The 21648-nt window shown below is 62.9% G+C and carries 22 protein-coding genes; 16 read left to right on the plus strand and 6 right to left on the minus strand.

Features of this window, described 5'->3' with window-relative positions:
• Nucleotides 1-5 precede the first annotated feature (5 nt).
• From pcaD to AC0L2C_RS05335, 5 genes are read left to right on the plus strand one after another with little or no spacing between them, the layout of a single operon-like run.
• The gene (gene pcaD / locus AC0L2C_RS05315; RefSeq protein ID WP_473522958.1) at nucleotides 6-806 is read left to right on the plus strand and encodes a 3-oxoadipate enol-lactonase; all 801 of its coding nucleotides are present in this window, start codon (nucleotides 6-8) and stop codon (nucleotides 804-806) included.
• Nucleotides 803-1201, plus strand: a complete 399-nt coding sequence (pcaC, locus tag AC0L2C_RS05320; RefSeq protein ID WP_128166359.1) for a 4-carboxymuconolactone decarboxylase — start codon at nucleotides 803-805, stop codon at nucleotides 1199-1201. The genes pcaD and pcaC overlap by 4 nt, the downstream gene beginning before the upstream one ends.
• Before the next feature lie 2 nt (nucleotides 1202-1203).
• Nucleotides 1204-1962 carry a protocatechuate 3,4-dioxygenase subunit beta gene (pcaH, locus tag AC0L2C_RS05325; RefSeq protein WP_473522884.1) on the plus strand — a complete coding sequence of 253 codons (759 nt, stop codon included), beginning with the start codon at nucleotides 1204-1206 and terminating at the stop codon, nucleotides 1960-1962.
• Nucleotides 1962-2576: a protocatechuate 3,4-dioxygenase subunit alpha gene (gene pcaG, locus AC0L2C_RS05330; RefSeq protein WP_128246283.1), complete on the plus strand. Its 615-nt coding sequence runs from the start codon at nucleotides 1962-1964 to the stop codon at nucleotides 2574-2576. Before pcaH ends, pcaG begins: the two co-directional genes overlap by 1 nt.
• The gene (locus tag AC0L2C_RS05335; RefSeq protein WP_473522885.1) at nucleotides 2573-3646 is read left to right on the plus strand and encodes a 3-carboxy-cis,cis-muconate cycloisomerase; all 1074 of its coding nucleotides are present in this window, start codon (nucleotides 2573-2575) and stop codon (nucleotides 3644-3646) included. The genes pcaG and AC0L2C_RS05335 overlap by 4 nt, the downstream gene beginning before the upstream one ends.
• Nucleotides 3647-3732: 86 nt before the next feature.
• Here the strand turns inward: AC0L2C_RS05335 and AC0L2C_RS05340 are convergent, their stop codons facing one another.
• The gene (locus AC0L2C_RS05340) at nucleotides 3733-4863 is read right to left on the minus strand and encodes a Gfo/Idh/MocA family protein (RefSeq protein ID WP_473522886.1); all 1131 of its coding nucleotides are present in this window, start codon (nucleotides 4861-4863) and stop codon (nucleotides 3733-3735) included.
• Nucleotides 4864-4872: 9 nt separating this feature from the next.
• Nucleotides 4873-5550 carry a GntR family transcriptional regulator gene (locus AC0L2C_RS05345; protein ID WP_473522959.1) on the minus strand — a complete coding sequence of 226 codons (678 nt, stop codon included), beginning with the start codon at nucleotides 5548-5550 and terminating at the stop codon, nucleotides 4873-4875.
• Nucleotides 5551-5680: 130 nt separating this feature from the next.
• Here AC0L2C_RS05345 and AC0L2C_RS05350 point away from each other — a divergent pair, with 130 nt between their 5' ends.
• Together AC0L2C_RS05350 and AC0L2C_RS05355 are read left to right on the plus strand one after the other, a co-directional pair.
• Nucleotides 5681-6838: an LLM class flavin-dependent oxidoreductase gene (locus AC0L2C_RS05350; protein WP_473522887.1), complete on the plus strand. Its 1158-nt coding sequence runs from the start codon at nucleotides 5681-5683 to the stop codon at nucleotides 6836-6838.
• A gap of 70 nt (nucleotides 6839-6908) precedes the next feature.
• Nucleotides 6909-7454, plus strand: coding sequence for a flavin reductase family protein (locus AC0L2C_RS05355; protein ID WP_473522888.1), 546 nt, complete (start codon nucleotides 6909-6911; stop codon nucleotides 7452-7454).
• A gap of 38 nt (nucleotides 7455-7492) precedes the next feature.
• Here AC0L2C_RS05355 and AC0L2C_RS05360 read toward each other — a convergent pair whose 3' ends face one another.
• Entirely contained in the window at nucleotides 7493-8536 is a 1044-nt protein-coding gene (locus AC0L2C_RS05360) for a LacI family DNA-binding transcriptional regulator (RefSeq protein ID WP_473522889.1), read from the minus strand.
• Nucleotides 8537-8655: 119 nt separating this feature from the next.
• Here AC0L2C_RS05360 and bglB point away from each other — a divergent pair, with 119 nt between their 5' ends.
• The 7 genes from bglB to AC0L2C_RS05395 all read left to right on the plus strand — a co-directional run bounded on the left by bglB (nucleotide 8656) and on the right by AC0L2C_RS05395 (nucleotide 17625).
• A complete protein-coding gene (gene bglB, locus AC0L2C_RS05365; RefSeq protein ID WP_473522890.1) occupies nucleotides 8656-9744 on the plus strand; it encodes a beta-galactosidase BglB in 1089 nt (362 codons plus the stop codon).
• Entirely contained in the window at nucleotides 9741-10577 is an 837-nt protein-coding gene (gene kduI, locus AC0L2C_RS05370; protein ID WP_027151263.1) for a 5-dehydro-4-deoxy-D-glucuronate isomerase, read from the plus strand. Before bglB ends, kduI begins: the two co-directional genes overlap by 4 nt.
• Nucleotides 10574-13099: a hypothetical protein gene (locus tag AC0L2C_RS05375; RefSeq protein WP_473522891.1), complete on the plus strand. Its 2526-nt coding sequence runs from the start codon at nucleotides 10574-10576 to the stop codon at nucleotides 13097-13099. The genes kduI and AC0L2C_RS05375 overlap by 4 nt, the downstream gene beginning before the upstream one ends.
• An 82-nt stretch (nucleotides 13100-13181) precedes the next feature.
• Nucleotides 13182-14444 carry an ABC transporter substrate-binding protein gene (locus AC0L2C_RS05380; protein ID WP_473522892.1) on the plus strand — a complete coding sequence of 421 codons (1263 nt, stop codon included), beginning with the start codon at nucleotides 13182-13184 and terminating at the stop codon, nucleotides 14442-14444.
• A 15-nt stretch (nucleotides 14445-14459) separates the two neighbouring features.
• A complete protein-coding gene (locus tag AC0L2C_RS05385; protein ID WP_473522893.1) occupies nucleotides 14460-15485 on the plus strand; it encodes a carbohydrate ABC transporter permease in 1026 nt (341 codons plus the stop codon).
• Nucleotides 15482-16534: a carbohydrate ABC transporter permease gene (locus AC0L2C_RS05390; RefSeq protein ID WP_473522894.1), complete on the plus strand. Its 1053-nt coding sequence runs from the start codon at nucleotides 15482-15484 to the stop codon at nucleotides 16532-16534. Before AC0L2C_RS05385 ends, AC0L2C_RS05390 begins: the two co-directional genes overlap by 4 nt.
• A gap of 8 nt (nucleotides 16535-16542) precedes the next feature.
• On the plus strand, nucleotides 16543-17625 hold the full coding sequence (locus AC0L2C_RS05395; RefSeq protein ID WP_473522895.1) for an ABC transporter ATP-binding protein: 1083 nt from the start codon (nucleotides 16543-16545) through the stop codon (nucleotides 17623-17625).
• A gap of 49 nt (nucleotides 17626-17674) precedes the next feature.
• On the opposite strand, the gene AC0L2C_RS05400 is transcribed toward AC0L2C_RS05395, so the two are convergent.
• Nucleotides 17675-17830: a YjiS-like domain-containing protein gene (locus AC0L2C_RS05400; protein ID WP_473522896.1), complete on the minus strand. Its 156-nt coding sequence runs from the start codon at nucleotides 17828-17830 to the stop codon at nucleotides 17675-17677.
• A 235-nt stretch (nucleotides 17831-18065) separates the two neighbouring features.
• Here AC0L2C_RS05400 and AC0L2C_RS05405 point away from each other — a divergent pair, with 235 nt between their 5' ends.
• The gene (locus AC0L2C_RS05405; protein WP_473522897.1) at nucleotides 18066-18935 is read left to right on the plus strand and encodes a LysR family transcriptional regulator; all 870 of its coding nucleotides are present in this window, start codon (nucleotides 18066-18068) and stop codon (nucleotides 18933-18935) included.
• Between the two features lie 21 nt (nucleotides 18936-18956).
• Here AC0L2C_RS05405 and AC0L2C_RS05410 read toward each other — a convergent pair whose 3' ends face one another.
• Nucleotides 18957-19211 carry a hypothetical protein gene (locus AC0L2C_RS05410; protein ID WP_236390699.1) on the minus strand — a complete coding sequence of 85 codons (255 nt, stop codon included), beginning with the start codon at nucleotides 19209-19211 and terminating at the stop codon, nucleotides 18957-18959.
• Between the two features lie 31 nt (nucleotides 19212-19242).
• Here AC0L2C_RS05410 and AC0L2C_RS05415 point away from each other — a divergent pair, with 31 nt between their 5' ends.
• On the plus strand, nucleotides 19243-19446 hold the full coding sequence (locus AC0L2C_RS05415; protein ID WP_473477754.1) for a DUF6074 family protein: 204 nt from the start codon (nucleotides 19243-19245) through the stop codon (nucleotides 19444-19446).
• Nucleotides 19447-19693: 247 nt separating this feature from the next.
• On the opposite strand, the gene AC0L2C_RS05420 is transcribed toward AC0L2C_RS05415, so the two are convergent.
• On the minus strand, nucleotides 19694-21199 hold the full coding sequence (locus AC0L2C_RS05420; RefSeq protein WP_473522898.1) for a calcium-binding protein: 1506 nt from the start codon (nucleotides 21197-21199) through the stop codon (nucleotides 19694-19696).
• Between the last annotated feature and the right edge of the window lie 449 nt (nucleotides 21200-21648).

A 21648-nucleotide genomic window follows, 5' to 3' on the forward strand; every position in this document is an offset into this window, starting at 1 on the left:
CGGATATGAACTTTGCTCGCATTAATGGCGCGACGATCCACTACCGGCATCGTCCCAAAACTGGCAGGCCGACGGTCGTCTTCGCCAACTCGCTCGGCACGGATATGCGCATCTGGAACGAGGTCGAGCGAAGACTGGCCGACGACTGTACATCCGTGGCGTTCGACAAGCGCGGACACGGCCTGAGCGAACTGGGTGGCGCGCCGCAAACAATCGAGACCCATGCGACGGACCTTACAGGGCTGCTCGACCATCTTGGCGTAAAGCGCGCGGTGATCTGCGGGCTTTCGATCGGCGGCGTCATTGCGCAATGCCTTTACAAGACGCGGCCGGATTTGATCGAGGGCTTGATCCTTTGCGATACGGCAGCGAAAATCGGCACAGTCGAGATGTGGAACGGGCGCATCAACGCGACCCTGTCGGAGGGCATCGCCAGCTTTGCCGACGACGTGATGCGAAAATGGTTCACGCCGGATTTCCATAAGAATCGCGGCGAGGAACTGGCGGGCTATAAAACGATGCTGACGCGCCAGGTTCCGGCCGGCTACGCTGCTGCCTGCGCGGCTATCCGCGACGCCGATTTCACCGCGACGACCGCCGCAATCAAAGTGCCGACACTCTGCATTGTCGGCGATCAGGACGGATCGACGCCGCCTGAACTGGTGGAATCGCTGGCCCGCTCAATCCCCGCCGCACGATTCGAGGTCATCTCCGGTGCGGGCCACATCCCATGCGTCGAGCAGCCGGAGAGGCTGGCCGGGCTGATCCGTGGCTTCCTGAACGACATGCCAAGAGAGCGCAAATGAGCAAGCCACGACACGGCGACCGATACGTCGAAGGGATGGCGACGCGCCGTTCGGTGCTGGGTGACGCCCATGTCGACCGCGCAGAGGCGGCCAAGACCGAATTCGACATTCCTTTCCAGGAACTGATCACGGAGGCTGCATGGAGCCACGTCTGGTCGCGGCCGAACATCACCAGGCGCGAGCGTTCCATGATCACCATCGCGCTGCTCGCCGCGCTGAAGCAGGACGAAGAGGTTGCGATGCATATCCGCGCCAGCGTCAATACCGGGGCGACGCGCGACGACATACGCGAGGCGCTGCTGCATGTGGCAATCTATGCCGGGGTACCGGCGGCAAATCATGCGATGAAGATCGCCAGGAAGACGTTCGACGAAATCGACGCTCAAGCCGGCTAATCATGACCAAGTCGCGCTTTCCCGCCAACCGCACGCCGGAAATCGGCGCCTTCTTTCCGCGCGACCGCAACTGGCATCCGCCGGCCTTCACGCCTGCCTATAAGACGTCCGTGCTGCGCTCGCCGCAACGGCCGCTTCTTTCCCTCGACAACACGCTGTCGGAGCTTACGGGGCCGGTCTTCGGCCAAAGTAATCTCGGTGAACTGGACAATGACCTCATACACAATTTTGCCGGGCCGGGCGAAAGCGCGATCGGGTCGCGCATCCTCGTCTATGGCCGCCTGCTCGACGAGCGCGGCATCGGCGTCGCCGGTGCGCTGGTGGAGGTATGGCAGGCCAACGCCGGCGGACGCTATCGACACAAGAAGGAGACTTATCGCGCGCCGCTCGATCCGAACTTCGGCGGCTGCGGCCGCACCATCACCGGCGAGGATGGCTCCTATTGTTTCCGCACGATCCAGCCGGGGCCATATCCCTGGCCAAACGGACCCAACGACTGGCGTCCAGCGCACATCCATTTCTCGATCTTCGGGCACGGCTTCGCGCAGCGCCTGATCACCCAGATGTATTTCGAGGGCGACCCGATGATCTGGAGGTGCCCGATCGTGCGGACCATCAACGACCGCCGCGCTATTGAAGGCCTCACCGCCGCACTCGACATGGAGGCAACGATACCGATGGATGCGCGGGCATACAAATTCGACATTGTACTGCGCGGCCGCCGCTCGACGCTGTTCGAAAACCGCATCGAGGGCAACTGATGGTCCAGGCTCTCGGCCGGCTGAAGGAAAGCGCCTCGCAGACCGCGGGACCCTACGTCCATATCGGGCTGACGCCCAACTTTGCCGGTATCTCGGGCGTCTATGAACGCGACCTTGGCACCGCGATGGTCAACGACAAGACCAGGGGCGAACGCATCAGGGTCAACATCCGAGTGATCGACGGCGCCGGCTCGCCGCTGAAGGACGCGCTCGTGGAGATCTGGCAGGCGGACGCCGCCGGCATCTACAATTCGCCCTCGGATCTGCGCGGCTCCGCCGACCCGAACTTTACCGGCTGGGGCCGGCTGCCCACCGACATGACGACGGGCGAATGCCTGTTCGAGACCATCAAACCCGGTCGCGTGCCGTTTTTTGACGGCCGCAAGATGGCGCCGCATTTGACGGTCTGGATCGTCGCGCGTGGCATCAACATTGGCCTTCACACCCGCATGTATTTCGGCGATGAGGAAACCGCCAACGCCGAGGATCCCGTCCTGATGCGCATTGAGCAGAAAGAGCGCGTGTCAACGCTGGTCGCGCCGCGCGATGGCGACATCTACAAGTTCGACATTCATCTCCAGGGCATCAACGAGACGGTCTTCTTCGACATATGATCGCAGCATTCGACAATCCCCTTCTGTCCGGGCCCCTCCTGTCCGGGCTTCTCGGCGATGAGAAGATGGCGACGCTGCTCGGCGTCGAGGCCGAACTTGCGACGATGCTGCAATTCGAGAAGGCGCTCGCCGACGCAGAAGCTGCGCTCGGCATCGTCCCGGCGGCTGCAGCAAGCGCCATCGGGCGCGTCCTCGACAACTTCCGGCCGGAAATCCAGGCCCTGAGGGACGCAACGGCGCGCGACGGCGTCATGGTGCCGGAACTCGTGCGGCAGATCAGGCATGCTGTCGGAGAGCCGCATTCGCAGCATGTGCATTTCGGTGCGACCAGCCAGGACGTGATCGACACGGCCATGATCCTGAGAATTCGCGCCTGTATCGACCTGTTGGAAGGACGGCTTTCGGCTCTGGTGGTCGCCTTCGCCGATCTCGGCCATCGGTTTGGCGATCGCACGCTGATGGCCCGAACCCGCATGCAGGCAGCAATTCCGATTTCCGTAGCCGACCGCGTCGCAAGCTGGCGCGAACCGCTCGTGCGCCACCATGAGCGGCTTCAATCGGTGCGGGGATCGGTTCTCGTCGTCCAGTTCGGCGGCGCCGCCGGGACACTCGAGAAGTTTGCTGACAAGCGCGCCGCCCTCCGTGCCGCGCTGGCCCGGCAGCTAAGCCTTGGCGACGCGCCGCAATGGCACAGCCAGCGCGACCGCATCGCTGAACTGGCCAGTTGGCTGTCGCTTGTGACGGGCGGCCTCGGCAAGTTCGGGCAGGACATTGCACTGATGGCGCAGGCAGGCGACGAGCTGCAACGGGCGGGCGGCGGTTCGTCGTCGGCCATGGCGCACAAGCGCAATCCCATCGACGCCGAGATGCTGGTGACGCTTGCCCGCTACAACGCGGTCCAATTGTCGGGAATGCATCATGCGCTGATCCATGAGCAAGAGCGCTCCGGTGCAGCCTGGACGCTGGAATGGTTGATCCTGCCGCAGATGCTCATGGCGGCTGGAGCATCGACCTGTGTCGCGGACAGGCTGGTCAGAACCATAGCGGCAATCGGAGGCAAGGTCGACTGATCCCAGCAGGGCGGCTCACGCCGTGGATCTTGCGATTTGGCCGTCTGCGCTTACCACTTGGTCAGACGATCAAGCGATCACGTGAATTACCACCAGCCACACTGAGCGCTCTCGCAGGCATCGAGTGGGTTGGAAATGGCCGTGCCCTGCTTTGCCGACAATTGTGCGGCCATACCCATGGCGACAGCTTTCCAGCCATCGTCCAACGTCACCTCGACCGGCCCTTCGCCTCGCAGGGCAGCGCAGAACCGCTGATGCTGATAGAAAGTCGAGCCGTTGTGATCGCCGGCCGTCAACAATTGCGGGTCGACCGGGATCTCGACGGTGTACGGTCCCTGCGGAGAGCGCGGGCTGACAATCAGCTGCGGCGTCGGCGCCGCGCCGAGATGAGCTGGCCAGAAGCGGCCGGGACCCGGCACCAGGCATTCGACTTTACCTCGCGCACCGACGGCGCTGATCTCCTCCTGATAGCGGCTGCCCTCTGCATACATGCACAGTTCCAGCATGGCGCGCGCGCCGCTGGCGAAATCGACCAGCACGTAGCCGCAATCCCAGATATCGGGTGTCTCGCCATCATAATTTTCGTCGAGATGGTTCACTTCCTGTCCGGCCGACGCCATGATCCTCACCGGTTCCGATTTCAGGATCAGCCGCATGAGATCGAAGAAATGGCAGCATTTTTCGACGAACGTGCCTCCCGATCGACGGTTGAAGCGGTTCCAGTGGGCCACCTTATCCAGGAACGGGTAGCGATGCTCACGGATTGTCAGCATCCGGATGCCGCCGGTGGCGTCCTGCGCCTGCTCGATGAATCGAGCGACCGGCGGCATATAGCGGTATTCCATCGCGACCCAGACTGGTGCGGTGAAAGTCGCGGCGAACGCCTTCACCGCGGCTGCGTCGACCGGATCGGTGAAAAGCGGCTTCTCGACCAGGATGGGCAGCGCACGGACAGCAGCGACTTCCCTAAGCTGCGCGAAATGCACATAGTTCGGACTGGCGATGAGCAAGCAGTCGACGCGCGGATCGGCCGCCACCTCCGCGATTGAGCCGGCGATCGACGCTTGCGGGGCAAGGTCTGCCGCGCGTGCGCGCATTGTCGCGTCGGGCTCGAAGATCGAAGCGACGCCGACATCGGGCAGCAGCGCGATATTGCGAAGATGCTCCTGCCCCATCATGCCGCAGCCGATGATGCCGTAGGAAATGTGCTTCGCCATAGCCGTTCCTTATCGCAGCCGCGCGACGTAGCGTGCGACGCCATGATCAAACCAGGTCCTGGAAAACTCCGCGCTGGCGCCGTCCTGCATCCAGCCGGTACGCTCGATGAAGCCGGCGGCAGCGCCCGGCGCGAGGCCGAACTCAGGCAGCGCCCATCCCGGCACCTGGCCGACCCCGACGCGGTCCTCTGCACGCAAGATCCAGATGCCGAGCGCCTTGCGGTAGTAGAGATAGAGCGAATCCGACAGTTCTTCGATAGCAACCGTCTCCGCACGGGAACCGTCGAGCCAGATCTCCTCCAGCGCCGCCGGCTTGCCGCTGAGGCTCCGCAGCCGTCTTATTCTATGGGCCTCGCTGCTCGACCCGAACACCGGCAGGTCCATCGGTTTCGCCAGCCGATCGACTGACAGAACGCGCGCCGTCGGCAGCCCGCCTCCCTCCAGGAGTTCCAGCCGGAACATGGAATAGACACTGGCCACGTCAGGTTGCGACCGTACGTAGTTGCCGGAACCCTGGATGCGACTGAGCAAGCCCTTGCGCTCGAGATCGCCGAGCGCCTTGCGCAAAGTGCCGACCGCTATTCCGAGCCCCGCAGCCATGTCGCGCTCCGGCGGAAGCTTCTCGCCCTCAATCATCCGCCCGGCCGCGATCTCGCGAATCAGCATTTCGCTGACCTGCTGATGCATCGGAAGCGCATAGGCGTTTCTGGACGTGGTCACATTGTCTCCAACGCAAAATTGATACACTATTGATCTACACAAACACGAATGATATGCAACAGGGAAATCCAGTCTCTGACAACAAGGAGTGCCGACATTGACGGTCGTTCCGGTGACGTCCGCAGATCTCGATGCTGCTGAAGTGTCGTGGTTTTCTGCTTTGTGTTCCGATGATTTCCGCTATCTCGGCGTACCGGATGGTACGCTGCGGTCGAGTTGGGAACACTGCTCCGATATCGTCAAGACAGCCGAAGGACTGGGCTTTCGCAATATCCTGTGCCCCTCCTCCTATCAGGTTGGCCAGGATACTCTGTCCTTCGTGGCGGGCTGCGCTCCGATAACCTCTTCGATCAACCTTCTCGCGGCGGTGCGTTGCGGCGAAATGCAACCGATCATGCTGGCGCGCACGCTCGCAACGCTCGACCACATGCTAAAGGGAAGGTTGACTATAAACGTCATCTCTTCCGACTTTCCCGGCGAACTCGCCGACAGCCGCTTCCGCTATCAGCGTTCGCGCGAGGTCATCGAGATCCTGCGTCAGGCCTGGACGCGCGACGAAATCAACCATCAGGGCGAGGTCTACCAATTCGGGAAAGTAACCGCCGACCCCGCAAAGCCCTATCAACAGAATGGCGGGCCGCTGCTCTATTTCGGCGGCTATTCGCCCGACGCGCTCGAACTCTGCGGCGCGCAGTGTGACGTGTATCTGATGTGGCCGGAGGCGAAGGACGTGTTGGCGCAACGCATGCGTGACGTTCACGAGCGTGCGGCCGCCCATGGCCGCACATTGGATTATGGCCTGCGCGTCCACGTGATTGTGCGCGATACCGAAGCCGAAGCCCGCGACTATGCCGAGGAGTTGGTTTCGAAACTCGACGACGAGCAGGGCAGAGTCATCCGCGCCCGCGCACTGGACGCGACATCCCTGGGCGTCGCGCACCAGGCAAAGAATCGCGCCGGCGCCGACGCACAAGGCTATGTCGAGCGGCATCTGTGGACCGGCGTTGGCCGCGCACGCTCCGGTTGCGGCGCCGCGATCGTCGGCTCGACCGATCAAGTCATGTGTGAGATCGAGGAATACCGGAAAATGGGCATCCGCGCCTTCATCTTCTCCGGCTATCCGCATCTCGACGAGGCCATGTCCTTCGGCAAGCGCGTGCTGCCGAACATCAACACCTGCTCGCTGCCGCATGCCTATGGCCGGGTGCCGGAAATCACCCCGCCGACTCCGCTCGGAACCGGGGAGCGGCGATGATGATGATGATGCGAATGCGCCTCAACGAGATTGAAGCTTCTATCGCAGCCCTTGGCCAGGAGGGCGCCTGATGTACCACTTCCTCAACCCCGAGCAGCAACCGATGAAAAGCTTCGTGCCCGGCCCCGACCGCAAGCGAGAGTTCCGCGACGCGCTCGGCCGGTTTGCGACCGGTATCACCGTCGTCACCACGTTGACGCCTGACGGTCCCGTCGGCATCACCGCGAACAGCTTTGCATCGGTGTCCCTCGACCCGCCGATCGTGCTCTGGTCGATCGGCCGGCATTCGAGGCGTTTTGCCGCCTTCGCAGGTTGCGAGCACTTCGCGGTTCATGTTTTGGGCGCGGAGCAGATGGAACTGAGCCAGCGCTTCGCTCGCACCGGTCAAGCTTTTGACGGCCTCCCGCACGACCTGAACGATGCCGGCGTGCCGCTGCTGGGTGGCTGCCTGTCGCGGTTCGAATGCGTGCGGATCTCCGGGCATGAGGGCGGCGACCATTTGATCGTCGTTGCCCGCGTAACCGCCGCGACCTTGCGAGACGGCGAACCTCTGCTTTTCTTCGGCGGAGGTTACGGACGCTTCGAAGACGGTTCGAACGTGGCCACACCGATGTAGTGATGGCCTGGCCCGGACAGCGGTGTGAACCATACGTCTCAGGCGCGAACCGGGCCGGTCGACTGGCGTTGCACGATATGGCAGGCGAATTCGATACGGCGCGGCGGCAGGTCCCCGCCGAGATCGGCGAGCAGCAGGTCGAGCGACGCCGCGCCGATCTCGCGCATCGGGATATGCATCGTCGTCAGCGGCGGGTTTTGGAAAGCCGCCTGCGGAAGGTCATCCATGCCCATGACCGACACGTCGGCAGGCACCTCGTAACCCGACTTCCGGATCGCCATCATCGCGCCGATAGCGAGGCTGTCGCCCGCGGCGAGCACAGCTGTGAAGTCGAGGCCGCGCGTCTCGATGCGCCGCGCAATCGCTTCGGCCGCAAGGTCCGGCAGCCAATCCGCCACCTCTACGGCCAGGTCGCCGGCCGCCAGGCCGCGCTCTCGCAGTGCATCCTGCCAGCCCTCGAAGCGGCGCTCGATCGTGCGCCGCCCGCGTCGCATCAGGAACAGGATGCGCCGGTGGCCGAGGTCGAGCAGGTGCTGCGTCGCGAGATGCGCCGCCGAGCGGTTGCATGGCGTCAGGCTCGAATGGTGCATAGCCGGGTCGTCGCCGTTTATGAGCACGATCGGCTTGCCGAAACCGCCGCTCAGCGTCAGCACCGCCTCGTCGTCAAGCGTCAGAAACAGGCAGCCGACGACGCTCTTGTCTTGCCTGGCGTCATCGAGCAGCGCGATCTGATCATCGGCGTCGGCGATCGAGCGCGGCACCAGCTCGACACCGAGAGTTTTTGCACGCTCGTTCAGTCCGTCGAGCACATAGAAGGTGAACTGGTTGCGGCCATAGTCGATCATCGCAGCGTTGCTTGCGGCGAGGATCACCTTGCGGCCGGCGATCGAAGTGGGGATCGTATAATTCAGCTTCCTGGCGGTTTCGATGATCGCCGACCGGAGGTCGCCGCGCACGCCCTTGCCGCCGGCAAGCGCCCGCGATGCCGTGCTGACGGATACGCCACAGCGCGCGGCGACGTCTTCGAGCCGCACGCGCCGGCTGGGCGTGCCGCGCTTCCCGCTTTCGACCTTGACGACCATCGGCTGTTTCCTCGCCAGGCCTGCATGCTGCAAAAAAATTTCAGATTGCGCAATAAAAAAACTTGTGGCACCCATTTGCCCGACATCGCGCAAACTTGGGAGGAGTGGTGGCGTCGTCCATGAGAGATATGCGCTCAAAGCTCGACCTGCTCGTGCGCGGCATGACCGGCCTGCGCCATGACGGCCGTTTCGACGAGCCCAACCTCGACGGCACGGCCGGCGACTACATCAGCTTCGATTCCTGGGAATGGCCGCAGGGTGTAGGCCTCTACGGCCTCGTTTGCCTCTGGCGGCACAATCGCGACCCGAAACTCCTGAAGACAATCGAAGACTGGTACGAGCGCCATTTAAGGGCGGGCCTGCCGCCGATGAACATCAACACTACCGCTCCGATGATGGCGCTGGCATTGCTCTGGGGGGAGACACGCGACCCGCGCTGGGAAACGCCTCTCGGCCAATGGGCCGAAAGGCTGCTTCGCGACATGCCTCGCACGCCCGAGGGCGGGTTCCAGCACAATGTCTCAGACAAGATCAACGACGACGAATTGTGGGACGACACGTTGTTCATGGCCGGCCTGTTCCTCGCTTTCCACGGCCGCGCGGCCGGCCGGCAAGCTTGCATCGACGAGGCTGTTCGCCAGTTCCTCGTCCATGCGCGCTATCTCGCCGACCCGAAAACCGGCTTGTGGTTCCATGGCTGGACATTTGCCGGCCGACATAATTTTGCCGGCGCTCTCTGGGCCCGCGGCAACGCCTGGATCACGGTCGGCATCCTCGACCTGATCGAAAATGGCGGTGTCGGCAAGCCAGTCGAAGCCTATCTGCTCGGCGTGCTGGAAGCGCAGATCGAAGCGCTGCTGCGCCTGCAGGCGCCATCGGGAGCATGGCACACTTTGCTCGATGACCCGACCTCCTATGAGGAGATGTCGGCCACCGCCGGCATCGGCTATGGTCTCATGAAAGCTGCGCGCCTGGGCTTCGGGCCCAAGGCGTGCGGTCCGGCGGGCCGGCGCGCACTCGACGCGGTGCTGGCCAGCATCGACGAGAACGGCGTGCTCGGAAACGTTTCCTATGGCACCCGCATGGGCCATGATCTCCAGTTCTACCGCGACATCCCGATCCAGCCTACCGGCTACGGCCAGGCCCTGGCGATCCTCTGCCTCACCGAGGGGATGATCCATGCCGAAGCTGACGAGGCAGCGGCATGACGATGCGCGTTCTCTTCGGCGCCGGTCCGGGCGACATCGATGGCTACGGGACGGAGCGGCTGCGCGCCGAGTTTCTGGTGGAGCGGCTGTTCGAGCCCGGCCGTATCGCCTTCGCTTACACCCATGTCGACCGCATGATCGTCGGCGGCGCGTGCCCAACCGGAGAGCCGCTGAGTTTCGGCGATGGCGCGGACGTCGGCACGCCTCATCTGTTCACCGCGCGCGAGATGGGCATCGCCAATCTCGGCGGCGCAGGAACGGTGAGCGTCGACCAGCAGCGCTTCGCGCTCGCCAACCGCGATGTGCTCTATGTCGGGCGCGGCGCTAAGCAAGTGACGCTCGAAAGCGACAGCGCCGCGCACCCGGCCTGGTTCTATATGAATTCGGTTCCGGCCGGCGCAGACATCAAGCATCGGCTGATCACGAAATCCGAGGCGAAGCCGCTCGAACTCGGCGAGGAGCGACGCGCCAACAAGCGCACATTGCGCATGTACATTCATCCGGAAGTCGCGCCTTCCTGTCTGCTGCTGATGGGCATCACGGATCTCGCTGCGGGCAGCGTCTGGAACACCATGCCCCCTCACCTGCATGAGCGGCGCATGGAAGCCTATCTCTATTTCGATCTCGCGGCGGAAGATCGGGTAATCCATCTGATGGGACGGCCGGACAATACCCGCCATCTGATCGTGGCCAATGGCGACTGTGTCATCTCGCCGGCCTGGTCGATCCATATGGGCAGCGGAACCGGCCCCTACGCCTTCGTCTGGGGTATGACCGGCGAGAACCAGGCCTATAACGACGTGTCGCCCGTGCCCGTTGAGACGCTGCGATGAACATCTTGGGACCGATCAAGCACGATCTTGCGCTACGCCGGCCACTCGCGCTCGGCGGCCCCGTCGTTTACTGGCTCGTCGGCACGACGTCCGAGCAGCGCTACGATGTTGCGGATCAGCCGATGCAAGGGGAGATGGATCCCTTCTTCTTCCTGACCAAGCACAAGAATTTCATCCCGCACGAATATCCCTGCCGAACCGAGTTTGCCGCCGAACGCCGCGGGAAACGGCCCAAGCCGCAGGGCGTGTTCGAGCCGGACCGTGTTTGGCTTCCGTTCGGCTCGCCGCGCGTCGACCTGTCGGGCTTCTGGTTCCGCCCGACCGTGGTCGCCACCTGGGCAAGTACCGTGCTCGACGCAAGCTCGGGCGGCAGGGCGCGGCTGCGGCTGCGCACCTGCGGCGGCGCCGTTTTGTTCGTCAACGGGATAGAGGCCGGCTGGATGGCGCCCTACGGGCGCAATCTCGAGGCTTCTCAGGATTTCGAGGTCGATCTCGTCGCCGGCGCCAACGAGATCAGCATCTGGTTCGACGATCTCGCCGAGCGTGACGCACGCTACTTCTTCCAACTCGACTATCTCCGGGGCCCAGTTGCCGAACAGGTCTTGCCCACGACCGTCAAAGGCGACGTCGCATCGGCCATGGAAGCCGCTCTCGACGCGATGCATTTCGAGCGTCCATTTTATTCCGGCGGCGAAGTGGCGCTGGTGACGGATGTCGCGCTGCCGGTTGCCGTGGATGTAGCTGTTGTGATCGAGGGCGACTTCATGTCGATCGAGGCGCCCGTGATCTTCCGCCGCCGCATCGAAGCCGGGGCAAGACGCATCACGATTGCCGCCGCGGAAGACCTTCCCGCCGACTTCCGGCATTTTGCCGTATCGCTCTCATCTTCAGGCTTTGTTGCCCAGCGGGTCTTCGGCGTCGAAATCTGTCATGCGGCGCGTCAGGGCCGCGCTCCCGCCGTCCTTGCCGACAGGATCGGCGAAGCCCTGGAACAGGTCTCCAACTTCGCAGAGGCCGATACCGTGCGGGCGCTGGCGCGGCTGGCGACCGGCCGTGGCGGCGCCGAAACCGACGCCATCATTGCTGCTGCACTGCCGGCGATCGAGGATTGCCACGACTGCGCCGATTTCATCCTGGTTCCACTGCTCTGGTGCCGTCGTGCCTATGGCGACGCGATCGCGGTCGATCTCCGTCACCGCATTGACGAGGCGATCCTCAATTACCGCTATTGGATGGATGAGCCGGGCAACGACGTGCAGTGGTACTTTTCCGAAAACCATGCGCTTCTGTTTCACACCGCGGCCTATCTCGGCGGCCATCTCCTGCCCGATGCCCGCTTTGTCCGCTCGGGGCGCACCGGCGCGGAGCAGTCGACCGTGGGCCTTGCGCGCGTGCGCGCCTGGCTCGATCATTTCGAGGCATGGGAAATGGCGGAATTCAACTCCGCGCCTTATTTCCCAATCGATCTCAAGGGGTTGACGATCCTTTACGCGCTTGGGCCAGATGCCGACGTGCGCCGGCGCGCCGGGGCTGCGATCAACCGCCTGCTCGAGATCGTCGCCCGCTCGGCTCAGCAGGGCATGCTTACCGGGGCGCAGGGACGCTCCTACGAACACACGCTGCGCGCCGCCCGTTCGCTGGAACTTTCCGGCATTGCACGCATGCTGTGGGGCAAAGGTTTTTATGGCATGCGCTTCCACGCCCTGCCGCAGCTTGCGCTCTGCCTGCGCGACCATGGGCTCCACGTCCCGCAAGAACTGACCGGCATCGCTTGCATGGCGGGCGACGACGCGCAGGAATGGTGCTTCGCGCAGGGCCAGAACCGGATCGCCAAGCTCTACCACTACAAGACCCGCGATTTCGCCATGGGAAGCGCAGCAGCCTATCGCTGGAACGAATGGGGTTATCAGGAAACGGTGCTGCACCTGCGCCTCGGCGGCAATCCCGACGCGCAGATATGGATCAACCATCCGGGCGAGACAATTCATTCGGGCTATGGCCGGCCGTCCTACTGGGGCGGCTCCGGATCTCTGCCGCGCGTGCATCAATACCGCGACCTGGCAGTTGTGCTGTTCAGCTGCGCTGCCGAGCAACCCGACTTTACCCATGCCTGGTTTCCACAGAGCGCGTTCGACGAAGCGTGGGTCAAGGAACATATCGCTTCGGCGCGCGGCGGCGATGGGTTCGCGATGCTGAAGGCCGACAGCGCCTTCGAGCTGGTCGGCCGCGGACCGACCGCTGGAAACGAGCTGCGCGTGCCGGGCCATCAAGCCGCATGGATCATCCGCTTGGGCCGGCGCCGGCAATACGGGTCGCTGGAGGAATTCGAGGCGCGGTTTTCTCAGCTCGCGCTCGGCCACGGAAAAAACGGCCTTCTGCATGTCAATGACCCGGAATATGGCGACGTGCTGTTCCATCCGGATGGCCGCATGGAGGCTGAGGGCCGTGTCGTCGATCCGGCCGACTGGCAGGTCAGCGGCGAAGCCACGTTGTTCGCAGCCGACGCCATCGCAACCAGGTGAGGATTGGATCAAAAGGAGCAGGACAAGCAGCTCGGACAGCGACAATCAAGCGGTGAAGACCGCAAAAGCGGAGGAGTGAACCATGAGAATGAATTCGATAATCCTGGGCCTTTCGGCGGGCCTTCTGTCGTCGACCGCGTTCGCAGGCGACGTTCGCGTGATGTGGTACTCGGACGGCGTCGAGGGTGAGGTCATACAGGACCTGCTCAACCGCTTCATGAAAGACAATCCGGACATCAACGTCATTCTCGACAATGTCGCCTACAAGGTTGTCCAGGAGCAGCTTCCGGTCGAACTCGAGGCAGGACGGGGCCCCGATATCGCCCGCGTCACCAACATCAAGGAACTCGCCGATCATTGGCTCGACCTGACGCCTGTGGTTGCCGATCCAGCATACTGGCAGACGAATTTCGGCGACCAGTTCGACTGGATGCGCCCTGACGGTTCCAAGGTCATTCCAGGCTTCATGACCCAGATCACGCTGACCGGCGGCTTCGTCAACAAGACGCTTTTCGAACAGGCCGGCGTGCCGATCCCGGCCGACACCGCAACCTGGGACGAATGGGTCGATGCCGCCGGCAAGGTGCAGCAGAGCCAGCAACTCAACGCAGCCTTTGCCATCGACCGCAGCGGCCATCGTATCTCGGCGGCGAACATCTCTTATGGCGCCAACTACATCGGCGGTGATCGACTGCCGGCGCCGATTGACGCCGGCACGAAAGCCTTCGCCGAAAAGCTGGTCAATTGGGTTGCCGACGGCCGCATGAACAAGGAAATCTGGGTGTCGGCGTCGGGCACCACCTATCGCGCCGGGGCCGACGACTTCATCAATGGGCAGATTGCCTACTATTATTCGGGCAGTTGGCAGGTTGCCAACCTGGCCAGCAAGATCGGCAAGAACTTCGACTGGGTGGCGACGGGCTCGCCGTGCGGCACCGCCGCCTGCACCGGCATGCCGGGCGGCGCCGCGCTGGTCGCCGTCAAATACACCAAGAACCCCGCTGAAGTCGGCAAGGTGATGGACTTCCTGGGCCGCGAGGACATCATGCGCGAATTCACCGAGCGCACCCTGTTCCTGCCCGCACACAAGGGCGTTCTCGCCGGCAAGATCGATTACAAGACCGATGACGAGAACGTCAAGGCGTCGCTCGAAGCCTTCCTGAAGGCATCGGGCAAGATCGCGCCGAATGCCGCCGCCCTGCCGGCATGGAAATGGGGAACTCCGGTCTATGGCGCGCTGGTGACCCGCATCAGTCAGGTCATGGCCGGCGAGCTGAAGCTCGACGAGGCTTTCGTCCGTATCGACGAGGACATCAAGGCACAGATGGCCGAGGCATCGAAGTAGCGTCGCGGCAGTGTCATGGCAGACGTCCGAAACGGCATAGCAACCCGCGCCGGCGCCACGATCCTGGCGCCGGTCGGCTGGCTTGCGAATGTTTTCGATGCGCCACTGCGCATGTTGCAACGGCGCACGGGCAGCAATGGCATGGCCGTGTTCTTCCTGGCGCCGAACATGCTGGTGTTCGGCATTTTCGTGCTGTTTCCGCTGGTCATCAACATCCTCTATTCGATGACCGGTGGCGGGGCGCTGTTCCTCGGCGACCGCACCTTCGTCGGCGCCGATCAGTATGGGCGGCTGTTCAGTTGCGGCAGCTATCTCGACCCGAAGAGCTGCACCGAGGACCTGTTCTGGATCGCGGTTTGGAACACCCTGGCCTTCGTCGTGCTGCAAGTGGCGATGATGGTCGCCGTGGCGCTTGTCACCGCACTCGTACTCAACCGTGAGTTGCGTGCGCGCAGTTTCTGGCGCGCCGTGTTCTTCTTTCCTGTGCTTTTGTCGCCAGTCGTGGTCGGTCTCATCTGGCGCTGGATCCTGCAGCGGCAGGGACTGCTCAACCTGATGGTGTTCGAGGCGGGCGGAACCCCGGTCAACTGGCTGGTGGAGCGCAACTGGGCCTTCGCGGCGACGATCATGGTGTCGGTCTGGGCCCATGTCGGCTTCTATGCGCTGATCCTTCTCGCCGGCCTTCAGGCCATTCCGAAAGACCTCTATGAGGCCGCCGAGATGGACGGCACGCGGCCCATGCGCGTCTTCTGGCGCATAACGCTGCCCTTGCTGGCGCCCAACCTCCTGGTGGTGCTGGTGCTGACACTCATCCGCGCCGTGCAGATATTCGATGAGATCTATGTGCTGACCGGAGGCGGTCCCGGGACCAGCACGCTGTTCCTCACGCAGTACATCTACGAGGTCGGCTTCGCCTCGATGCTGCGCAATCCGGGGCTCGCCTCCGCGGCCTCGATCCTCATGGGAGCGGTGCTGGTCGTGCTGACCTTGATCCAGTTGGGCATCGCAAGGCGCAACGAGCAGCGGGGGAAAATGCGATGAGCAGGGTTGCGGAATTTCTGTTCCGCCAGCGCGGCGGCGCCGGCTGGCACTGGACCGACGTTTTCACCTGGTTCTGGCTGATCGGCGGGCTGCTTGTCATGTTCGGCCCGGCGCTGTGGCTGGTCAACTCGTCGTTCAAGACGCCTGCGGCGCTGGCCGAGTTCCCGCCGACTGTTTTGCCCTATGTCACCGCCGAAGCTGTCGTGGAAGGGTATGAGGAGCCGCTGCAGCTCTTCGAAGTGCGCAATGACGACGGCAGCGTGCGCCTGCTCGCCGAAGTGCGCCGCCTCGGCACCGTCGCGCAGATGGTCGATCCCGCCAACCCGGGCGAGATCATACGCGTCAACATCCAAAACCGTACGCCCAAGCGCAGCATTGCCTTCGCGCTCGACAATTATGTCCAGCCTTTCCTCGCCTTTGACTTCTTCCTTTATCTGCGCAACTCGGTCTTCGTCACCGTGGTCGCCACCCTGATTACGCTCCTGACCAATTCGATGGCTGCATTCGCACTGTCGAAGTACAATTTTCGGGGACGTTCGGCTGTGATGATGCTTATCGTCGCGACGCTGATGGTGCCGCTTTCCGTCATTCTGGTGCCGCTCTATTCGGTGATCTCGGCAATGGGACTGTTCAATTCGCTATGGGGCGTGATCCTGCCTACAGTGGCGACGCCCACGGGCGTCTTCATGCTACGCCAGTACATGCTGACGATCCCCGACGAGCTGATCGATGCAGCGCGCATGGACAAGGCGTCGGAATGGCAGATCTACTGGCGCATCATCCTGCCGCTGACCGCCCCCGCGCTGGCGGTGCTGGCGATCTTTTCCGTCGTCTGGCGCTGGAACGACTTCCTCTGGCCACTGATCGTCCTGTCGCGCAAGGAGGTCTATACACTGCAGGTCGGTCTCAACACCTATGCCGGCCAACTCAATGTGCAATGGCATTACATCCTGGCCATGACCGTCGTCACCATGATCCCGGTCGTGCTGGTGTTCATTTTCCTTCAGCGCTTCATCACCACCGGCATTGCCGGCTCCGGTCTGAAATAGAGGCTATCATGAGCCAGATCACACTTACCGGCGTATCGAGGGCTTTCGGCAAGGTCGGCGTGCTGCACGACATAAATCTCGACATCCTTGACGGCGAGCTGATCGTCTTCGTCGGCCCCTCCGGCTGCGGCAAGTCCACGCTGCTGCGGCTCATCGCCGGGCTTGACCGGCCGACAGGCGGCGTCATCGCGATCGACGGCAAGGACGTGACCACCGTTCCGGCCGCCGACAGGGGATTGGCGATGGTGTTCCAATCCTACGCGCTGTACCCGCACATGAGCGTGCGCCAGAATCTGGCCTTCGGACTGGAGAACGCCCGTATGGCGCGCGCCGAAATCGATGCGCGCATCGCCGAAGCCGCGCGGATGCTGGAAATCGCGCCATATCTCGACCGGCGCCCCGGCCAGCTCTCCGGCGGCCAGCGCCAGCGCGTCGCGATCGGCCGCGCCATCGTGCGCAATCCAACCGCTTTCCTGCTTGACGAGCCGCTGTCCAATCTCGACGCCGAGCTGCGCATCTCGACACGCGCCGAACTGGCCGCGCTGCACGAGCGGCTGTCGGCGACGATGGTCTATGTCACGCACGACCAGATCGAGGCGATGACGCTTGCCGACCGCATCGTCGTGCTGCGCGCCGGCCGCATCGAGCAGATTGGCACGCCGCTCGACCTCTACAACCATCCGGCCAATCTGTTCGTCGCCGGTTTCATCGGTGCACCGCGTATGAACCTTTTGCCGGTAAAGGCGGCACCCGGGGCCACTGGCCGGTCAAGCCTCACGCTGGACGGTTCAGCTGGATTCGAGATCGACGGGAACGTCAGCGCGGCCAATGGCGACGTGACGCTCGGGCTGCGGCCACACCACATCAGCCTCGCTGATGCCGGCAAGGGAGACATTGCGGCCCGCGTAGCGCTGGTGGAAGCCCTCGGCTCCGAGACAATCATCCACACCAAGACAAGCGGCGGCCAGACCATGCTGGCGGTCGTCGCCGGCCAATGCCAGGTGGCTTCAGGCGACACGGTGGATCTAAAATTCGATACCAGCCATCTGCATCTTTTCGACGACACCGGCCTGCGCATCGCTGTGAGTTAGAAGTTGGTTAGCCCCGTCTGGGGCGTCATCATCTGCATGCCCCGCCTCCTCAATGACGCAGGCTGGCGTGGCGGGCATGCTCGCGGATCTCTTCGCGAGAAATGCCAGCATCGGCCAGTGTGCTGTCTGGGGCCTGCCTCAAGCTCGCAAGCGTCTGGCGATAGGCAAGCCAGCGGGCGAAACGGTGTCGAAGTCTATACAACATGATCGTCTCCTTTGGCGCGCAGAAAGCCCGCGCGCCTAGGTTGGTCGAAAGCGCAAAGCATCTGCGCGAAGCGCATCCGCGATCGCAAGGATTGCGCTGGCTTCTTGGCCGGCCGAGGCGCTTGTCACTGTCGCTTCCAGGCAGAATTGTCCAACGCCTCCAATGCCTCCATACTTGCGCGTGATGCCCGCTTCGCGCTACAGCCACGCTCGAAGGAGTTTTTCATTTCTGCAAAATGGATATCGACTGGAACGATCTGAGGCTGTTTCTCGACGTTGCGCGGCTGGGTGGCTTGAGCGCAGCGACGGGAACGACGCGCCTCAGCGCAGCCACCCTTGGACGACGTGTCACCGCGCTCGAAAAGCAGATCGGCGAACCGCTGTTCGTGCGCCAGCAGACAGGCTACCGGCTGACCCCGATCGGTGAAGAACTGCTGCGGCGCGCCGAAGACGTCGAGGCAGCAATGCAGTCGCTGACCCGCTGGCGCGAGGGAAACCTGCCCGACCGCATTGTCCGCGTCTCGGCCGGGCCATGGACCTCAGCCTTCGTTTCCGCCCATATCGGCGAGATCTGGACGGTCGATGACGGCATAAGGGTGGAGCTCGTCACCACCACCGACCGTGTCGACATCGGCCGCCGTGCCGCCGACATCGGCATACGCAGCGAGCGCCCGACCGAGCAGTGGCTGGCCGGCCGTCAGAGCGGCAAGGTCGCCTACGCCATTTATTCCGGACGCCGCCTGATCAACGGCATCGCCGCCGGGTTGTTCGTCGGCGTCACCGGCGAAGCGGCAAACATTGCCTCGGCGCGCTGGCTGCAAGCCCATCACGGGGACCGCATCGCCGTGCGCGGCAACAACACCCATTCGGTGCGCGAACTGGTGGCCGCCGGCGCCGGCCTTTCGATCTTCCCGTGCTTCGTCGGTGACAGCGATCCGCGGCTGGTTCGCGTCGCTCAGCCTATCCCCGAACTCGAAACCGACCAATGGATCGTCACCCATCACGAGGAACGTCACGCGCCGCCGATACGAAAAGTCGCCGACCGGATTGCCGCCTTGATGCGGGTGCACCAGCCGCTGTTTCGCGGCGAGACGCCGATCCGGTAAGCCTAAGGCGTCGATCGGCCGTCAACTGAGCCGCATGCTGGCACTCATGCCGGACTCCTGCGCCGTCAGGCCTAGGCCGTAATACTTCAACAGGGACTCGAACTCGCCATGCCGCTGCGTCCAGCCGCTATTCGCGGCACCGACCATCGAGCCCAGCGGACGCTTTGTTCCATGGCTGACCACCGTCAAAAGAGCGCTGTTAACCAAATTTTCTAACCCGCCAATGCTTATTCGCGCGACTGAAGGGGTGAGGTGATCGATGTGCGATTCGAACATAAGCGCATTTCCGCTGCATCGGCGGCGGAAATTGGTCGAAGGGATCGCCCTGGTCCTGGAGTCTAAGAACGGGGAGGACGCGAACGCCTTCTGGCGCAACACCGCCAAGGCAATTCTCCTTCAATTATCCGAATCAGGAATTGCACCCGGGCTGGCCGAACAGGAAGTCGGAACGCTTCTTCATGCTGTCTTGGATGATATAGCCACCCGCAGTGCGGCGAAACTAGCACAATAGCATTGGCTGGCTCACGACGATGGATTGCCGCGTGGCACCACTGCATCCGTCAAATGCAAGGTTTTTCAATGCGGATGAAAAGATAGCCGCGTTCGTCGAAATCATGCCTCACCGTTGCAGACACCAGCCAGTCGGGTCAGGAAGGGCTCGGATGAGCCCTGACGCCCCTTACTGCGCAATCGGGGAGGAAATCCTGCGCATGGGCGCGATCACGTTCGGTCTATGTAGCTGCCCCCACCATGCGCGCCTATAACACGAAGAAGTCGTCCACTGTGAGGAATGTGCTCGGGTCCAGGGCGGCAAACTTGACAGTCGCCGCTCCTCCTGCCCCGTCCACATCGAACAACAGATCGCCGGTCTCCTTGTCGTAAATGATGTGGTCGTTGTCATCGATGGCGTGCTTGCCGACGACGAAAACCGCAGCGGAAAGCGAGCCGGCCGACAGCCCGACGAATGCGGAGCTGTCCAGCCAGAACACATCGTCGAGCGCATTGAAGTCTTCTATCCTGTCGTAGTTCGCCGGCCCAAGTGCGTCGAACACGAAGACATCCCTGCCCCCCTCGCCGGCCAGCCGGTCGCGGCCGGCGCCGCCATTGAGGATGTCGTCGGCAGCACCACCTCGCACGTCGTCGGCGCCGGCGCCGCCGTTGAGGACGTCGTCGCCAGTGTCACCGCGGACGCCGTCTGCGCCCTCACCACCGCTGATCTCGTCATCGCCAGCGCCGCCCTTCAGCCAATCGGTGCCCGCGCCTCCAATGATGTCGTCCGCGCCCGCGCCGCCGAACAGCTGGTCGTGGCCGGCGCCGCCGTCGAGCGTATCGTTGAACGGGGTGCCGCTGATGCGGTCGCCCCCGCCCAGCGCGGCGACGAGCACAGCATGATCATGGCTTGCGTAGCTCGCGATGTTTTTGGCGTCGGTCAGGGTAATGGATTCAGCCGGCGGAGTGACGGTGATCGTAATCGTCGCCACATTGCTGTTGCCCTGGCCGTCCGTAGCGTAAACCGTAAAGCTGTCGGTGCCGATGAACCCTGCCTCCGGTGTGTAGTCGAACAGGTTTCCACTCAGAAAATCCGCATGATAGTGCAGGGTAGTGCCATAATGACCCTGGTGAAATGGGTAGTAGTTACCGTCGAAACTCGTCTCCTGCTCCAGGGTGCCGCTGTCCGGCCCGTCCAAGACGACAAAGTTCAAGAGATCGTAGTCGGCATCTGTCGCGCTGAACTTGACGTCGTCGAGAGATTGCGCCTGCGAAATCGACAAGTCCAGGTCGGCAACGTTGGGCGCGTGATTAACGAAGGTGTCGGACTGAAGCACGCCCCCTTTCAAGATGATCTGATGCTGACCGTATTGAGTGTTTTCGCCGCCGAAATATTCGTTCGCCCCGATCCATGTCACCGTGAGGTCGTCGGGGCTGTCGGCGCTGATCGAGATGATCCGGACCGACTGGAAGGCCGCCTGGTCGGACACGGTGCGGAGAAAATTGCCTTCGTTGTCGAAGACCTGCGTTTCCACTGTCGTCCAGGTTTCGGTCCTGCCCTCGTGGGTGAAGCTGGTGATGGTGAAGAAGCCATCGAAGACATCGACCGAAGCCAGTTCGATCCCACCGAAAGGGAAATCCGGCTTTGCGCCTATCGGTCCGATTACGTCGCCGTCTGTTTCCGTAATGCTGAAAAGGACCGAGTCAGGGGTCGGATTGGGATTCTCGGGTTCGTTCCATACGATGAGTTCGCTGCCATTGCTTAAGGTCGGCATCCTGTCTCTTCCTTGCCTTTGCCTGGACGTGCTGCGGATGGCCCCAATTCCAACGGTAACATGTTACGCGAGACGGATCGGTGACAAACCCAACCGCCTTTCGCCTTCTACGAATGTGGTTAATTCGGTGATCATGCCGAACTGTCTGATTGGATTCGGCAATGGGCCGACGCTGGTGAAATCCAGTCGGCGATGCGGCGAGCCGACGAGGTGCGGTCGTGCTGGCATCAGGCACTGCGGACCCGAAGCGATCTCTGCTCCAAAGGATCATTCGCAGGATCACCCTCAACTCGTCTCGCCCGTTCGGCCCGACCTTCCGCTTGCGAACCGGACGGCCTATCTCGACTCGCTCGTTGGACGCGGCGACCGGCCCTGGCGGCAGCATCTCATGCGCCATTTCTTGTAGGAGGGCAAAGCGTTGGTTTCGCGCCGAACGACACTTAACGTCG

Source organism: Mesorhizobium sp. WSM4845 (assembly GCF_055811455.1).

Bases quoted from the DNA above. Each gene is read 5' to 3' on its own strand.
- pcaD (WP_473522958.1), top strand. From the start codon at position 6: ATGAACTTTGCTCGCATTAATGGCGCGACGATCCACTACCGGCATCGT.
- pcaC (WP_128166359.1), top strand. From the start codon at position 803: ATGAGCAAGCCACGACACGGCGACCGATACGTCGAAGGGATGGCGACG.
- pcaH (WP_473522884.1), top strand. From the start codon at position 1,204: ATGACCAAGTCGCGCTTTCCCGCCAACCGCACGCCGGAAATCGGCGCC.
- pcaG (WP_128246283.1), top strand. From the start codon at position 1,962: ATGGTCCAGGCTCTCGGCCGGCTGAAGGAAAGCGCCTCGCAGACCGCG.
- AC0L2C_RS05335 (WP_473522885.1), top strand. From the start codon at position 2,573: ATGATCGCAGCATTCGACAATCCCCTTCTGTCCGGGCCCCTCCTGTCC.
- AC0L2C_RS05340 (WP_473522886.1), bottom strand. From the start codon at position 4,863: ATGGCGAAGCACATTTCCTACGGCATCATCGGCTGCGGCATGATGGGG.
- AC0L2C_RS05345 (WP_473522959.1), bottom strand. From the start codon at position 5,550: ATGCATCAGCAGGTCAGCGAAATGCTGATTCGCGAGATCGCGGCCGGG.
- AC0L2C_RS05355 (WP_473522888.1), top strand. From the start codon at position 6,909: ATGTACCACTTCCTCAACCCCGAGCAGCAACCGATGAAAAGCTTCGTG.
- AC0L2C_RS05360 (WP_473522889.1), bottom strand. From the start codon at position 8,536: ATGGTCGTCAAGGTCGAAAGCGGGAAGCGCGGCACGCCCAGCCGGCGC.
- bglB (WP_473522890.1), top strand. From the start codon at position 8,656: ATGAGAGATATGCGCTCAAAGCTCGACCTGCTCGTGCGCGGCATGACC.
- kduI (WP_027151263.1), top strand. From the start codon at position 9,741: ATGACGATGCGCGTTCTCTTCGGCGCCGGTCCGGGCGACATCGATGGC.
- AC0L2C_RS05375 (WP_473522891.1), top strand. From the start codon at position 10,574: ATGAACATCTTGGGACCGATCAAGCACGATCTTGCGCTACGCCGGCCA.
- AC0L2C_RS05380 (WP_473522892.1), top strand. From the start codon at position 13,182: ATGAGAATGAATTCGATAATCCTGGGCCTTTCGGCGGGCCTTCTGTCG.
- AC0L2C_RS05385 (WP_473522893.1), top strand. From the start codon at position 14,460: ATGGCAGACGTCCGAAACGGCATAGCAACCCGCGCCGGCGCCACGATC.
- AC0L2C_RS05390 (WP_473522894.1), top strand. From the start codon at position 15,482: ATGAGCAGGGTTGCGGAATTTCTGTTCCGCCAGCGCGGCGGCGCCGGC.
- AC0L2C_RS05395 (WP_473522895.1), top strand. From the start codon at position 16,543: ATGAGCCAGATCACACTTACCGGCGTATCGAGGGCTTTCGGCAAGGTC.
- AC0L2C_RS05400 (WP_473522896.1), bottom strand. From the start codon at position 17,830: ATGTTGTATAGACTTCGACACCGTTTCGCCCGCTGGCTTGCCTATCGC.
- AC0L2C_RS05405 (WP_473522897.1), top strand. From the start codon at position 18,066: ATGGATATCGACTGGAACGATCTGAGGCTGTTTCTCGACGTTGCGCGG.
- AC0L2C_RS05410 (WP_236390699.1), bottom strand. From the start codon at position 19,211: ATGTTCGAATCGCACATCGATCACCTCACCCCTTCAGTCGCGCGAATA.
- AC0L2C_RS05420 (WP_473522898.1), bottom strand. From the start codon at position 21,199: ATGCCGACCTTAAGCAATGGCAGCGAACTCATCGTATGGAACGAACCC.